Origin of the sequence: Subsaximicrobium wynnwilliamsii (assembly GCF_007997225.1) — a bacterium.
Classification (GTDB): domain Bacteria; phylum Bacteroidota; class Bacteroidia; order Flavobacteriales; family Flavobacteriaceae; genus Psychroserpens; species Psychroserpens wynnwilliamsii.
This window is the reverse complement of sequence record NZ_VORM01000003.1, coordinates 231,858-246,454: the sequence shown is the minus strand read 5'-3', so window position 1 is coordinate 246,454 and position 14,597 is coordinate 231,858. Positions and strand designations below refer to the sequence as shown.

Below are 14,597 nucleotides of genomic sequence, written 5' to 3'. Positions count from 1 at the left end.
AATTGAATTTAGACGCAGCAAACTTAAAAGCTATTGCCAGTACTGCCAACCCTTACACAAGCCCATAACGATAGAAACCCAAAGATTCTTCAAAGCCCTTTTTAGGGCTTTAATTTTTCAGTGATTGTTTGGTTAGCTAATTTACGGCTGGCTGTTATTGAAGAGTACTGCGATTTTAAGTTCCTGTCTAAAATGCAATGCTTCGGCGGAAAATTACCCAATACCAAAAATGGGCTAATTGGCGTCAGGATCAATTCAGCATAAAAAACGGATGATTTCATCTGCGTCAATCTGCGAAATCTGCGGGATAGCTCTTTATGACCAACGGCTTGTTTCCGATTGATTATTAGGGTATTCGTAGATGTTTTTAGAACTAAGGCTTGAAGAGTTGAAATTAGAGAGACCTGATTCGGAAAGCCTAAAATCACAGCACTAAATTTTCAGTGCTGTTTGAGACGCATTGCCTTCAATGGTCATTCAAAATAAACGCCTTCCGTGGTGAATGAAAACGATTTATTTCCCAAACCACCTATCATTACCGCCTGAAAGAGCGGATTCAGCTTTTTGTCGCCATACCATTCAATTACAAAATTGGCACCAGATCCACCCGTTTCATCGCCCTCGTCAACTACATATTCCAAGGTCTCAAACGTACTGAGAAAAATGGTTTCCTCTATGTATTTACGTACCAGTTTACCTTCGGTATTGAAATAATCAATGCGACTAATATACAAGGTGTCGGTCTCGCTGGTGTTATGAATGCTCAGGGTAGAGGTCAAAGAGGTTCTGTCATTTCTAGTGCGTTGGTAGATGTTTGAATACACAGGCACGTACACTTTTTTGGTTATAAATGCGCTGTCTGTCTCCACAGTGCGTTGTGGCAAATGATGCTCATCAGAGATTACCGCTCGTTTCTCGTCGGGGTTTGTTTTTTCACATGCCAAGAAAAGCAAGAAAAAAAGACCAAGATATAGGATTGGGTGTTTCATGGTAATGCTTGTATCAAAAGTTGAATGAACGCTGCAAACACATATAGCAAAGATTTATGCATCATTTTGGAAGCGGCTGGCTTCAATAGTTTTAATCTGAAGATCGAACCGCGCCAAGCAAGTGTCTATGCCTAATATCAAACGGAAGGCTTTGTGCTCAAACATCCAATTGCGGAATTGATGCTTTTGAAACTTGAACGCTTTAAAACGGGATGCAGAATCCTCTATCGAAGCTCTGCAAAGCTGATGCACCTTAAAGATAAATCAGAATAAAAAATAGTAGGACTGATTGAGCATATTTTATAGTAATAAATAATCAATACAGCGTCTAATATTAGATGGAACTTCCAGCACAGCTCAAAACAAGTAAAAATAAAAAAAACCGTCCCATTTAGATAAGAGACGGCTTAATAAATTCAGGATGAGCAATAACTTATTTAATGATCACTTTTTTAGTCAGTTCTTGCTTTTCGTTATTTAACTTAACTATGTAAATACCGGTATTTAAGCCAGAAGCATCGATGTTGTTTGAGTCTGAGCCTTGCGCTAAAATGGAGGTCAAGACCAAACGTCCTTGAATATCATAAACAGACACTTGTGTTTCTGCCAAAAGCTGCCCTTTGATAAAAAGCGTTTGTTCGGTTGTGAATAATTTTAAGGCATTCGCTTCTGTTACGGGAGTAGATAGGGTAGCTGTTCCCATTCTTAAGAAAAAGCGTCCAGTCCCAGAAATTGCGGTGTTGGCTGTAAAGGTATAATCTCCGCTGTTTAATAATGTAAACGTATTGCTTTGGTTGTCTTCTAAATACACTTGCGTCTCCGCAGGCAATGTGGAGTTTTCAATACTGATTGTGACCTGTTGACCCTGTGCGGTTTTTAAACCCAATGGGATAATAACGTCATTCATATCTGTAGACGCAAGGCTTTGAATCGCCATATTTCGGCCAGTGTTACCTTCCACCAAATGAGAGTAAATCATAAAGTTGGATGAGATGCCATTAAAGGTTCCTGCATCATAACCGGGATCTAGGCCCAAAGTGGCATTGTCGTTAAAATAGATCTCTGTAGCAAAATTTGTAGATCCTTGTTCCGCCTTTAAGCGTAATTTTTGGCTTTGGTTGTCACTTCGGCCTAAGATAAAATCATCTGTTCCAGAAAACACTCTCATAGCTTGTGTGAAAACGATTTCATTGCCAATAGCATCGCGATCGACAGCAACTAAGAAACCTTGGCCTGGCGCTATGTTTACGGTTTCATTGGTAAGGTCATTTATAATGGTGAAATTGCCAAAGGTTCCGAAACCTGAAACTGAGCCAGTGCCACTATTGTAGGCGTATATGGCCTGTGCATCAACATCTAATTGATCCTTATTCTCTGAGTAAAAAACTTGAGCATTGATGTATGTAGGATAGGGATTGCCTACGGTGTTCCAGTAATTATAATCGGCACCAGTAAAAGTAGTGGTAATTGCAACAGTTTCATCAGCCTTAGATACCGTTCCTGTAAATCTTATCGTTTCTCCGTTATTGGTCGCAGCTCTGTATCCCATTCCTCTTTCAAGTAACACAGTGCCATCTATTATTTCATCATAATTGATGTAGGCTCCTGCGGAATTACTGTAAGGACCAAAGGCATAAACTGTATCAAATGAAGGATCTGGATTATTTACAATGATGCTTGAATTGGGAGTCGTGCCGCCATCTGCACTGTAAGTCAATAAATCCCCAAAGGTAGCATCAGCAGTCTTTACCGGCAAAGAAATCAAATCGTTGCCACCGTTATTACTCGCAGAACCAACAACATTGACATAGCGATCGTAATTAACAACCGTAGGTGTAACCGCATCGTCCTTTAACAAATCCCCATCTAACATCAAGCTGGAGAATTTATCAGAGGTGGATTTAAGGTTCACGTTATCCGCAGTGACTGTAGTGCCTGTTGCGATGGAAACTGATGTGCCTCCGCTGACCGTCATTGTTTTTGATAACTGGGCGTTGGCTGTGAAGCAAAGCGCAGTGAACAAAAGGAAACTATAAAGTTTTTTCATTTAAAAAGGGTTTTGAAAGTAGTCACACAAAAAAACACTATAAATTCTAATTATTCAAATTAATAGGAAGCTAATTTTGCGGAATCGCATATCTAACTAAAGTGTTTTAATTTCTTAGTCTAAGTTATGACTTGCAAAATTTTCTATGAGTTCTTGATTTCAAATAAAGAGCCTAGTGTATCTCGCTGTCAAAATCCTATTGCACCTTAGCCAACTGCGCATTTTCTATAATTAGCTTTGTTCAAATTTGATTTTAAACAATTTTTTACCTTATTTCGTGCTGTATAAAAAAATCAAAATTTATGAAGTCAATATTAGCCTTATTCAGTGTTATTTTATTAAGCACAACAGCCGCCTTTGCCCAAGTGGGGATTGGGATAGAAACGCCAGATGCATCCACTATACTGCATCTTGAAAGCACCAATTCCGGATTGCTTCTTCCTAGATTGACCACTGCCGAGCGGGATGATATCTTTACAATAGGACCAGGTCCTGCCAATGGTCTTACTATCTACAATACAACTACTAGTGCAGTTGAGATTAATATTGGTACGTCTGCTGCACCAAATTGGAGCCTCTTAACAACTAGCACAACAACTGGCCCCGTGCTCGCGCCTAGTTATACAACTACTCAAATGATCGCACTTCCATCAACTCCTGGGTCTTTGATCTATAATACAACAGAAAGTTGTCTCTTTCAATATAAAGGAGCACCTTTCAATACGTGGCAAAGCCTTTGTGAGGCGGAGTCTTCAAAAATTGTGACGCTTTACAGCGCTTCTCCTGGAATTATAGATGGTGATAGTGATTTTCACAATTTTCCCCTAGGAACGGGGGATGTTCAAGAAATTGATGAAGATTATTATGAGGTAGACCCCCTTGTTAAAGGACGAATCAAAGTGCTCAAAGCAGGTAATTATTTAATCAATGCAAGTTGGGGGATAGCAAACCTTAAAAGTGGTACAAGAAAATACATTCTTGCTGTTTTTGAAGGCTCTACAAGACGAGGGTATATGAACAGAGGTTTTGCAGTAATCCCTGGTGCTTCAACAGTAACTGATGAATTTGGAGTTTCGGGAGCGTTTCAATATGAGTTTGCTGCTAATGCCATTATAAATGTTCAATATTATATTGATAATACTAATCAAACAGGTCAGTCAGGTGGAACTACTGATTTAACTGGCGATGAGATGCATATCGGTATAATTAAGCTATAAATAAATATTAGAGTTGCCCCAAATCTGTATTTGCTGTCTTTGGACAAGCCTGTCAGCTTTGATTTTTTAACATTGATTAGCGTTATTACCTAAATCATAAATGAAACTAAATTATTATGAAGTCATTATTATCCCTAATCGGAATTTTTTTAATATTTATAACAACCTCTTCGGCTCAAATAGGTATAGGTATACCAACTCCAGATGCATCCAGTATTTTACATTTGGAAAGCACGAATTCTGGATTATTGCTTCCTAGACTGACTACAGCGCAGAGAGGCACTATTGCTTCCCCCGCCACTGGTCTTGTAATCTATAATACAAATACTAGTGCTGTTGAAATGAACACAGGTACACCTGCATCGCCAATTTGGAGCCGAGCAGCCAGTACCACTGCACCAGTTATACCACCGAGCGTTATTACTGCTCAAATGGATATGCTTCCCCAAACGGTAGGGTCCTTGGTGTATAATACCACTGAAAGCTGTCTTTTTCAGTACAAGGGCGCTCCATTTAATAAATGGCAAAGTCTTTGTGAAAAAGAGTCTTCTAAAATATTGACGCTTTACAAATCAGGCGGACCAAATTTAATAGGTAATGGTACTTTTGTAAATGTGCCTTTAGGAGGTACAGCTAGCCAAGTCCAAGAAAGGGATTCCGATTATTTTACTGTGGTATCTGACGGGAAAATTAGGGTGCTCCAATCTGGAAGCTATCTAATAAATGTAAGTTGGTCTGTGCAAAACTTAAGAGGTGGTACGAGGAAATATAAATTGGCTGTTTTTAATAATTCAGTAGAAATAGGTACACTCGCTAGCGGGTTTTCGTCGACGCCTGGATCAGGAAATGAATACTTTGGAAAAGCAGGAGTATTTCAATATCAATTTGCCGCTAATGACGAAATAGAAATAAGGTATAGTGTTGATAATGGTGGAACTACTTTGACAGCTGACTTATTTCACATTGGCATAGTTAAATTGTAAGTACTTAATTTTTATTATCTCAAACCTGCATTAGTAGCTCTCAAAAGAGCACAAATGCAGGTTTTGTTTTTTTCAATGCCCCATTGCCGCCCAAAGTCGTTAAGTTTTTCTTAAATCCAACGGAAACATCCCGTTCCATTCTTTGAACCGTCTTATAAATGATAGTTTTGTATCATAAATTAATGAAAATAAAGAATTTATGAGTCAAGTAAAAGAGAAAGATACCGTAAAAGTACATTACACAGGAAAAATAAAAGAAAACGGACAAGTCTTTGACAGTTCCCAAGATCGTGAGCCATTAGAGTTCACATTGGGCGAAGGCATGTTGATCCCTGGTTTTGAAAATGCGGTCATCGATATGAAAGTGAACGACAAAAAAACAGTGGAAATCCCAATGACTGAAGCTTATGGCGAGGTTAATAAAGAATTATTCCACAAAGTTGAAAAACAACAATTACCGGAAGAAGTAAAACCAGAAGTCGGCTTAGGCTTGGTTTCTAAAGATGCTCAAGGTAATGAGCACCAATTTAGAATTGCAGAGGTCAATGAAGATCACATCATCGTTGATGGTAACCATCCCCTTGCAGGACAAGAATTGGTATTTGATTTGGAATTGGTCGAGATCAAATAAACAAATCATACTTTATTGAAAAACCTGTGGATTTAAATTCACAGGTTTTTTTATGGGATTAAGTCAAAGCTGATTTGTTCTGTTGCCTAGCGGTTTGAGGCAAGGGGTGTTTCCGCTTCTAGAGTGGCATGATCAAAACCTAGCAATTAGTCACAAGGCTTGAGAACAGATTCTGTTTCAAATGCATTGCGCTCAATCAATGATTGTGACCTTGATTTCCTTTTCTTCTAATTTCTTCTTGATCAAACTGGAAATGCCACGATCGGTGATGATTTCATGAACTTCAGAAAGGTCGGCGATTCTTGCAAAACTCTTTTTTCCGAATTTTGACGAATCGGCCAAGACAATTACCTTTTGGGCAGATTTCATCATTTTTTTATTCAATGCCGCCTCTTCGATGTTGGTTGTTGAGAGTCCGTAATCAAGGTCAATGCCATCCACCCCCAAAAATAATGTACTACAGGAAATGTCTTTGAGAATCAGCTCAGCATATTTCCCAATAACCGAGGCAGAACTGTGTCTTAGATACCCGCCCAGCTGTATGATTTCAATATCGGTGTTGTCTATCAAGTTCAACGCAACGTAAATGGAAGAAGTGATTACGGTTAGTTTCGTTTTGGCAGTGATGTGTTTTGAGAATATTTGCACCGTGGTTCCAGAGGCGATCAAGATGGAGTCATTTTCCAAAATACGACTCGCCGCCATTTTTGCGATGCTGGTTTTTTGCTCTACACATACTTTAGCCTTGTCGATTACCGTCCTTTCATTGATATACGGATTATCCAATGAGGCCCCACCGTGCGTCCTGTGAAGCAAGCCTTTTGTTTCCAGAAATTTGAGATCTTTTCGTATCGTTACTGCAGAAACTCCCAAATGCTCACACAAGTCACTTACTTCAAGATGCTTCTCTTTTTCGAGCTTTTCTAATATGTCTTTATGTCTTTTCATGATGTTAGCAAAGATAGCAAAAAGCAAGAAAGTGAAACAGTATTCGCTAAATATATGAGATTAATTTTACTTTTAGTTTCGTTTTGTTTCGTGTTTAAGTTAAAATGTCTATTTTTGAAAGCAAATGATAAAAATGAAAATGGATAGGTTCAAAAGAGAAACTTTAATTGCCCAGATGAAAACCAATGAAACTTGGGATGCCATCATCGTTGGTGGAGGTGCGACTGGTCTCGGGATTGCATTGGATTGCGCCACGAGAGGCTATAAAACCCTTTTGTTGGAACAGGTGGATTTTGCGAAAGGCACTTCAAGCAGAAGCACCAAACTGGTACACGGCGGGGTGCGTTATCTGGCCCAAGGGAATATTGACTTGGTTCGTGAGGCACTTCATGAGCGTGGCTTAATGATGAAGAATGCGGCGCATTTGGTCAGTAACCAGTCGTTCATCATCCCAAACTATAGCTGGTGGGATCATTTTTTCTATACGGTAGGTCTTAAGGTCTATGACTTCTTATCTGGAAACCTCAGTTTTGGTAAGTCCACGAGAATTGGCAAAAAGGAAACCATGGCGCGACTTCCCACCATTGAGACAGCACATCTTAGGGGCGGTGTGGTCTATCAAGACGGGCAGTTTGATGACTCGAGATTGGCAGTTAATATCGCTCAGACTGCCATTGAGCAAGGTGCCACGCTTTTAAATCATTTTGAGGTAAAGCAACTTTTGAAAAATGATGCCGGCATTGTCAATGGTGTTGTAGCTGTGGATCAAGAGACGAACGAAACCTATCAGTTGAAATCGAAAGTCGTCATAAACGCTACTGGTGTTTTTACCGATGAGGTGTTGCAAATGGATAATCCTTCAGCAAAAGACCAAATTAAACCTAGTCAAGGCATTCATTTGGTGCTTGACAAATCATTTCTGGCTGGCAATGATGCGATCATGATCCCTAAAACCGACGATGGACGGGTGCTTTTTTTAGTGCCATGGCACAATCGGGTGGTCGTTGGAACTACCGATACGGTTTTAGACAGCCACAGTTTAGAGCCCAGGGCTCTGGAAGCCGAAATCAATTTCATCCTAACCACCGCAAATCGCTATCTTAATAAGGACGTGTCTCGGGATGATGTGTTGAGTATGTATGCTGGTTTGAGACCATTGGCGGCACCAAAGGATGACTCTGAAAAAACCAAGGAAATTTCCAGAAGTCATAAAATCATCGTTTCCGATTCAGAATTGATAACCATTACAGGCGGTAAATGGACTACCTATCGCAAAATGGCAGAAGACACCGTGAATCGAGCCATTAAGATGAATAAATTGCCGCAAAAAGAATGTAGGACCAAAGACCTTTTGATCCATGGTTCCAGTAAGCCTATTGCAGAATCCAATCATTTATATGTGTATGGCTCAGATATCATGGGGATTGAAGCACTTCAACAAGAACATCCTGAATTGAAAGAACGCTTGCACGAACGCGTTCCGTTTACAAAGGCTGAAGTGGTATGGGCGGTACGCCATGAAATGGCAAGAACCATTGACGATGTATTGGCAAGACGGGTACGCGTATTATTTCTTGATGCTGGCGCGGCCATAGCAATGGCGCCGGAAGTGGCAGCACTTATCGCTAAGGAATTAGGCCGCGATAAACAATGGGAAGCAGAACAGGTCAAGGACTTTCTGAAAATTGCAGATCATTTTGTCTGTAAATAATTCCACAAATCCATTCAAACACTAAACCTTTAATCATTGCCACCGTATCTTGGTGGCGGCATCTCTAAAACCAAAAATCATGGAACAGTACATTTTAGCATTGGATCAAGGCACTACGAGCTCTCGCGCAATCATTTTCGATAAAAAAGGAAACATCTTTTCAGTAGCGCAAAAAGAGTTTACCCAGTATTTCCCCAAACCAGGATGGGTGGAACATGATCCTGCCGAAATTTGGGCCACCCAAGCCGGTGTAGCCGCAGAAGCCACCACGAAAAAAGGTTTGAACGGTAAGAACATTGCTGGAATAGGCATTACCAACCAACGTGAAACCGTTGTGGTATGGGATAGAAAAACTGGAGATCCCGTATACAATGCCATCGTTTGGCAAGATAAGCGTACTGCAGATTACTGTGAGCAATTGAAAGATGAAGGTAAAGCTGAAATGATTCAGAAGAAAACCGGCCTAATCATAGACTCCTATTTTTCTGCTACTAAAGTCAAATGGATACTCGATAATGTTGAAGGAGCACGAGAACGCGCTGAAAAAGGAGAATTGGTGCTCGGCACCATTGATACCTGGCTGATTTGGAATTTCACAAAGGGTGAATTGCATGTGACCGATGCGACCAACGCTTGCAGAACCTTGCTTTTCAACATCAATACGATGGAATGGGACGATGAGTTGTTGACGCTTTTTGACATCCCAAAAAGTATGCTGCCTGAAGTCAAGGATTCCAGTGAAGTTTACGGGCACACCAAAACCACCATTTTCGCCTCAAAAATTCCGATAGCCGGAATTGCAGGCGATCAAATGGCAGCGTTATATGGCCAAATGTGTACCGATAAAGGCATGGTAAAAAGCACTTACGGCACGGGTTGCTTTATGCTTATGAATATTGGCGATAAACCGATTCTATCTAAAAATAATTTATTGACTACCGTCGCTTGGCGCATCAATGGCAAAACAGAATATGCCTTGGAAGGCAGTATTTTTATTGGTGGTGCTGTAGTGCAATGGTTGCGTGACGGCTTGGGCATCATCAGGCGCTCATCTGATGTTGAAAAGCTGGCAGAATCGGTGGAAAGTACCGAGGGGGTTTATTTTATTCCCGCATTTGCAGGCATGGGCGCACCTTATTGGAACCAAAAAGCCCAAGGCACCATTTTCGGAATTACTCGAGGCACCACCGATGCCCATATTGCTAGGGCTTCTATTGAAGCCATTGCCTATCAAACCATGGATATCTTGAAAGCGATGAAAGCCGATGCTGGTATTCCTATCAAGGAATTGCGAGTAGATGGCGGTGCTTCTGTAAACAATACACTCATGCAATTTCAAGCAGATGTGTTGGATTCCATAACCATTCGTCCGAAAATTACTGAAACCACCGCACTTGGCGCAGCCTATCTGGCTGGGTTGGCGGTTGGCTATTGGGAGAGCCAAGAGCAAATACATGAATTGTGGGAAGAAGATATGCGCTTTGAACCCATAAAGGATAAAAAAGATGTTGAAAATGGAGTAAAAGGCTGGTATCGAGCTGTGGAGGCGTTACAGTATTGGACAACCCTGTAATAAAAGTAGGACTAACAAAAAACACAAAATCATGACTCCATTTATAGCAGAAATCATAGGTACTGGGCTACTCATTCTCCTAGGAGGTGGCATTGTGGCCAATTGTGTTCTCAAAGGCACAAAAGGTAGTGGAAGTGGCTGGATAGAAATAACCACCGCATGGGGCTTGGCAGTATTTGTAGGTGTTGTTGTTGCTGGCCCCTATAGTGGGGCACATCTAAATCCCGCGGTTAGTATAGGGCTGGCTGTTGGCGGCTTGTTTCCTTGGGCCGATGTGCCCATGTACATCTTGGCTCAAATGATCGGGGCGATGATTGGTTCGGCCTTGGTATATGCCATGTACAAGGATCATTTTGACGCGACTGAAGATGCTGGCCTCAAAAGAGCAGTGTTCTGCACAGATCCCGCAATTCCTAATAATTTTAGAAATATACTAAGTGAGATCCTCGGCACTTTTGTGCTTGTGTTCTGTGTCTTTTATTTTTCTGAAGCAAGCCTTAATGATGGTGCCAACACTACGGTAGGCCTTGGTTCTATTGGTGCCATTCCTGTTGCCTTCGTGGTTTGGGGCATAGGTCTATCCTTAGGTGGCACCACGGGTTACGCCATAAATCCTGCTAGGGATTTAGGCCCTAGAATTGTACATGCCTTACTGCCTATAAAAGGTAAAATCAATAGTGGCTGGAGTTATGCATGGATTCCAATCGTGGGGCCAATATTAGGCGCTGTTCTGGCAGCACTTCTTTTTCTGGCCTTATAACGTCATTCAAATCCCTCAAGAGGGTTTTATTCCCTGAGACTTACCCCGAAATACAAAGAACAGCTTTCAATTCATAGCTTGTGGGCTTGGCCGAGCTTATGGATTCTGATTTTTAATACCCGTAGTTTGCCACCTCAAGCATCTAATATGGGAAACAAAATAGAGACGCACATCGATAGACCGTTCTCGTAGGTATGTCATACAAGTAAGCGTTTCTAAAACTTGAGCTGCGCTTTTAATAGGGTAATAATGGTTCTTAAATTAGACGGTTAGTGTCAATAGGTTAAGAGCCCATTTTTTTAGGAAGTTTTTGATTTTATACAAATAATGCCAATGTGTTACCAGGTTCATGCTTCATTGAGTATATTTCATGTTCTCAAATGCTTTACTATACGGTTACTATTTATAGTATTCATCTTGCTATTTTTTTATTCGTGTGATCCTAATAATCGAACACCAATGGTTTTTGCAAACACTAAAGTTGTGGCCCACCGCGGTGCATGGAAAGCTCACAAGCTTCCTGAAAATTCCATTGCCTCTCTAAAACAGGCAATCAAGATGAACTGCGCTGGCAGCGAATTTGATGTGCGCATGACCTCAGATGAAGTGCTCATCGTTGCCCATGATCCCAAATATCATGAGATGCTTATTGAGGAAACTACTTATGCCGACTTGTCTAAAATCAAGCTTTCCAATGGGGAGATGCTACCTAAGCTGAAGGATATTATAATTGCTGGGATGGAGGGCAATGATTCCACCGGTTTGGTTTGCGAAATAAAGCCTTCCAAAATAGCAAGTAGAAACAAAGATATTACCAATAAAACCCTTCAGCTGGTTAAAGCCTTGAATGCGGAAGCTTACGTATCGTATTACATCAGTTTTGATTATGACATCATAAAGCACATCAAAAAGCTTCAGCCAGAATCGAAAGTGTTGTATCTGGATGGATCAAAAGCACCTAAAGATTTAAGTAAAGATCAAATTGATGGTCTGGACTATGCGTTTTTCAAGATGAAGAAAAATCCGCAATGGATCAAAGAAGCCAAAGACTACAAACTCATTCTCAACGCTTGGACAGTCAATAAAATAGAGGATATCGATTGGTTATTAGACCATGGTTTTGATTACATTACCACCAACGAGCCAGAATTGGTCTTTAAAAGAATCAATGAACGCGCTAACCACGAGGATTGAAAAATAGTAATGATCTCGCTGTTTTTTCATACTAACTAATTATTGCTTATGTTAGGGGTGAGCAACAAAAAGAAGATGGATATGAAATTACCAATACTTTTAATAATCGCCTTGACCTGTGCCATTACGAGTTGTAAAAGTCAGGATATGAAAATCATGAGCTACAACATTCGACTCGACATTGCTTCCGATGGCGAGAACGCTTGGCCCAACCGTAAAGACTTTTTAAGCTCACAAGTGCTATTTTTGGAACCCGATATCTTAGGCCTGCAAGAAGTAAGACCCTCGCAAATTGAAGATTTAAACAATGCGCTTACCAATTACAGTTATATAGGCACAGGGCGCGATGGCGGCAACGAAGGTGAGCACACCAGCATTTATTACAACACAGATAAAGTAAAGGTCGAAAACGAAAACACGTTTTGGCTTTCAGAAACACCTGAGAAAAAATCAATGGGATGGGATGCGGCCTATCCAAGAATTTGCACTTACGGACTATTTACCTACCGCGAAAGCAAACAAAAAATTTGGGTCTTCAATACGCATTTAGATCATGTAGGCGCAGAAGCTCAATTGGAAGGCATCAAATTGGTGCTTCAGAAAATTGAATCTGTAAATACAAAAAATTATCCCGTGATCTTAATGGGTGATTTCAATACCGAGCCAGGCAGTGACGTTTATACTGAAACCAGTAAGCTGCTAACAGACTCCAAGCCACTTGCCGAACTAAGGTTTGGCCCCGATGGTACTTTCAACGGCTTTAAATACGATCAACCGGTAACACGACGTATTGATTTTATTTTTATTTCTAAAAACTCAGATGTAGCTGTTGTAAAATATGCGGTCTTCTCAGATGCGATCGATTTCAAATATCCTTCAGATCACTTTCCGGTATTTGTGACTTTAGAAAAGAAATAATCAAATGGTTTTCGATTGGAAATAATCAATCATATTTACCTGAAAACGTTCAATTTATTTCCGAATACGTATTTTTTATGACCCGCCGTGGCGGGTGACTTATTCTAAATTTAGTTGTTTAATAGTGATTTTTTCATCCTTTAGAGCGGGACAAAAAAATTTGGATTGCCGGATGAAACTTTTAAGTCTCATGATCAAAGGCGGATCTACAAAATGGTTTCAATCGCTTCCTTTGTAAAACCTATGGCTTCCTAAGTTTTGAACTTATTGCCTTCTTTAACGCAATTCATTGGGCCTTGCTGTAGGCCACTGTTGATGCTGCTTTAAATGGGCCTTCAAAAATAAAGAGGCATCAAATAGTACTAAGCAGCAATTTTTAGGGATATTGACCAAAGCTGGATTCGGTTTTGACAATGATGCGATTATACCAGAAGATATCAAACAAGTGAGGGATGCTGCTTATTGGGATGTGCCAAAAGCCGCGTTGTTGCCTTTTGGCTGAGGTCTTAGATATACATCAATTTCTTATGATGGTTGAACGGTTTCGTAAAACCAAAGCTGCACGTTTTGAGTTGCTAATTTAACACATGTAAGCCTACTTAAAAATCCGTAAGTCTCGATGCTTAGGGATTTGTAAGTAGGCTTTTGCTAGCAATTCATTTTATGTTATACTCTGGGCAATTTTAATATTTTGTTGCACTCCAATTTAGAACGCCTGTGTAATGTGTTAGTGTTCCGGTCATTGTATTATTGGAAAGCGTTCCTGTAAATAAATATGAACTGTTGTTATTTGGATCCGTATCTATATCATAGGTTAGTACATTTCCGTTTAAGGACCAAGTGCCGTTGGAGGCGTAAGTACCAGGCGAGCTAGGCTCATCATAAAGCGTTGTTCCGTCTGAGTTAAAGGTCACATCAGCATTCGTCGATTGATTTGGGTCATACACAATTAAAAAATCCCACATAGTGTCATCTAAACTTGAAGTGCTAAAAGCTTGCACCGTACCATAGCTTGTACCCACACTATTAGTTGCATAAACCCTAAAATTATATGTTGTATTAGCAACTAAACCATCGATTGTACTTGTAAAAGTATTGGAGGTTTCAGTTGTTTTGCTATCATTGATTGTTGGATCTTGATTGGTGCTCCAACAAACACCACGCGAAGTAATTTCACTTCCTCCGGTTGAAGATACATTCCCGTTGATTTCTATTGTCGTATAGGTTGCTTCTATATTACTAGCCGTTGTTTCGCTTGTTGCTGTTGGAGCCAATAATTCAGGTGAGTCGTCTGACTCACAGCTTGAAATAAAAAAGACACCTAATAATACAACCGTTTTAATAAAATATGTTTTCATGAATACTTGTTTATTGTGATACCTACTCCAAAGATTCAGTTGGCTTTTCGGTTTGATCCCAACATTGTATTTAATTAAAATTCAGTAGCTTAATTTGGTCAAGGATACAAAATATGAAGTGGTCTGCCAAACTATGACAAAAAAATTTAATCAATAGCGATGAAATTCTTGTCAAGCTTAAATTGACTCTCAAAATATGACATTGAAATGTAAGTTCGTGGCGTGATCAATAGTTCGTTTAAAGAGACAACTAGGGGTAAGGGAGTAA

The 14,597-nt window shown here is 40.2% G+C and carries 12 protein-coding genes; 8 read left to right on the top strand and 4 right to left on the bottom strand.

Annotation, left to right across the window (positions count from 1 at the left end; all coding sequences use genetic code 11):
* Window positions 1–473: 473 nt before the first annotated feature.
* Both ESY88_RS04010 and ESY88_RS04005 read right to left on the bottom strand, forming a co-directional pair.
* Window positions 474–989 carry a DUF3124 domain-containing protein gene (locus ESY88_RS04010; protein WP_147084724.1) on the bottom strand — a complete coding sequence of 172 codons (516 nt, stop codon included), beginning with the start codon at window positions 987–989 and terminating at the stop codon, window positions 474–476.
* Window positions 990–1,422: 433 nt separating this feature from the next.
* Window positions 1,423–3,036, bottom strand: a complete 1,614-nt coding sequence (locus tag ESY88_RS04005) for a T9SS type A sorting domain-containing protein (RefSeq protein ID WP_147084723.1) — start codon at window positions 3,034–3,036, stop codon at window positions 1,423–1,425.
* A gap of 302 nt (window positions 3,037–3,338) precedes the next feature.
* Between ESY88_RS04005 and ESY88_RS04000 the strand changes: the two genes are divergently transcribed.
* From ESY88_RS04000 to ESY88_RS03990, 3 genes are all read left to right on the top strand, one after another.
* Entirely contained in the window at window positions 3,339–4,253 is a 915-nt protein-coding gene (locus tag ESY88_RS04000; RefSeq protein WP_147084722.1) for a hypothetical protein, read from the top strand.
* A 116-nt stretch (window positions 4,254–4,369) separates the two neighbouring features.
* Window positions 4,370–5,236 (top strand): hypothetical protein, encoded by an 867-nt coding sequence (locus ESY88_RS03995; RefSeq protein WP_147084721.1) that lies wholly within the window; start codon window positions 4,370–4,372, stop codon window positions 5,234–5,236.
* Window positions 5,237–5,435: 199 nt separating this feature from the next.
* Window positions 5,436–5,867 (top strand): FKBP-type peptidyl-prolyl cis-trans isomerase, encoded by a 432-nt coding sequence (locus ESY88_RS03990; protein ID WP_147084720.1) that lies wholly within the window; start codon window positions 5,436–5,438, stop codon window positions 5,865–5,867.
* A 192-nt stretch (window positions 5,868–6,059) separates the two neighbouring features.
* Here the strand turns inward: ESY88_RS03990 and ESY88_RS03985 are convergent, their stop codons facing one another.
* Window positions 6,060–6,815 carry a DeoR/GlpR family DNA-binding transcription regulator gene (locus tag ESY88_RS03985; RefSeq protein ID WP_147084719.1) on the bottom strand — a complete coding sequence of 252 codons (756 nt, stop codon included), beginning with the start codon at window positions 6,813–6,815 and terminating at the stop codon, window positions 6,060–6,062.
* A gap of 133 nt (window positions 6,816–6,948) precedes the next feature.
* Here ESY88_RS03985 and ESY88_RS03980 point away from each other — a divergent pair, with 133 nt between their 5' ends.
* The 5 genes from ESY88_RS03980 (at window position 6,949) to ESY88_RS03960 (ending at window position 12,971) form a co-directional block, all read left to right on the top strand.
* Window positions 6,949–8,526 carry a glycerol-3-phosphate dehydrogenase/oxidase gene (locus ESY88_RS03980; protein WP_147084802.1) on the top strand — a complete coding sequence of 526 codons (1,578 nt, stop codon included), beginning with the start codon at window positions 6,949–6,951 and terminating at the stop codon, window positions 8,524–8,526.
* Window positions 8,527–8,605: 79 nt separating this feature from the next.
* Complete coding sequence (gene glpK, locus ESY88_RS03975) at window positions 8,606–10,099, top strand: glycerol kinase GlpK (RefSeq protein WP_147084718.1); 1,494 nt, start codon at window positions 8,606–8,608, stop codon at window positions 10,097–10,099.
* Window positions 10,100–10,130: 31 nt separating this feature from the next.
* Window positions 10,131–10,859, top strand: a complete 729-nt coding sequence (locus ESY88_RS03970) for an MIP/aquaporin family protein (protein ID WP_147084717.1) — start codon at window positions 10,131–10,133, stop codon at window positions 10,857–10,859.
* A 459-nt stretch (window positions 10,860–11,318) separates the two neighbouring features.
* Entirely contained in the window at window positions 11,319–12,053 is a 735-nt protein-coding gene (locus ESY88_RS03965) for a glycerophosphodiester phosphodiesterase (RefSeq protein WP_147084716.1), read from the top strand.
* 81 nt (window positions 12,054–12,134) lie between these two features.
* Window positions 12,135–12,971 (top strand): endonuclease/exonuclease/phosphatase family protein, encoded by an 837-nt coding sequence (locus tag ESY88_RS03960; protein ID WP_223270710.1) that lies wholly within the window; start codon window positions 12,135–12,137, stop codon window positions 12,969–12,971.
* Between the two features lie 683 nt (window positions 12,972–13,654).
* Here ESY88_RS03960 and ESY88_RS03955 read toward each other — a convergent pair.
* The gene (locus ESY88_RS03955) at window positions 13,655–14,329 is read right to left on the bottom strand and encodes a fibronectin type III domain-containing protein (protein ID WP_147084714.1); all 675 of its coding nucleotides are present in this window, start codon (window positions 14,327–14,329) and stop codon (window positions 13,655–13,657) included.
* Between the last annotated feature and the right edge of the window lie 268 nt (window positions 14,330–14,597).

Coding starts and splice junctions, on each gene's coding strand:
- ESY88_RS03985 (WP_147084719.1), bottom strand. CDS start 6,815: ATGAAAAGACATAAAGACATATTAGAAAAGCTCGAAAAAGAGAAGCAT.
- ESY88_RS03980 (WP_147084802.1), top strand. CDS start 6,949: ATGAAAATGGATAGGTTCAAAAGAGAAACTTTAATTGCCCAGATGAAA.
- ESY88_RS03960 (WP_223270710.1), top strand. CDS start 12,135: ATGAAATTACCAATACTTTTAATAATCGCCTTGACCTGTGCCATTACG.
- glpK (WP_147084718.1), top strand. CDS start 8,606: ATGGAACAGTACATTTTAGCATTGGATCAAGGCACTACGAGCTCTCGC.
- ESY88_RS04000 (WP_147084722.1), top strand. CDS start 3,339: ATGAAGTCAATATTAGCCTTATTCAGTGTTATTTTATTAAGCACAACA.
- ESY88_RS03990 (WP_147084720.1), top strand. CDS start 5,436: ATGAGTCAAGTAAAAGAGAAAGATACCGTAAAAGTACATTACACAGGA.
- ESY88_RS04010 (WP_147084724.1), bottom strand. CDS start 989: ATGAAACACCCAATCCTATATCTTGGTCTTTTTTTCTTGCTTTTCTTG.
- ESY88_RS04005 (WP_147084723.1), bottom strand. CDS start 3,036: ATGAAAAAACTTTATAGTTTCCTTTTGTTCACTGCGCTTTGCTTCACA.
- ESY88_RS03965 (WP_147084716.1), top strand. CDS start 11,319: ATGGTTTTTGCAAACACTAAAGTTGTGGCCCACCGCGGTGCATGGAAA.
- ESY88_RS03995 (WP_147084721.1), top strand. CDS start 4,370: ATGAAGTCATTATTATCCCTAATCGGAATTTTTTTAATATTTATAACA.
- ESY88_RS03970 (WP_147084717.1), top strand. CDS start 10,131: ATGACTCCATTTATAGCAGAAATCATAGGTACTGGGCTACTCATTCTC.
- ESY88_RS03955 (WP_147084714.1), bottom strand. CDS start 14,329: ATGAAAACATATTTTATTAAAACGGTTGTATTATTAGGTGTCTTTTTT.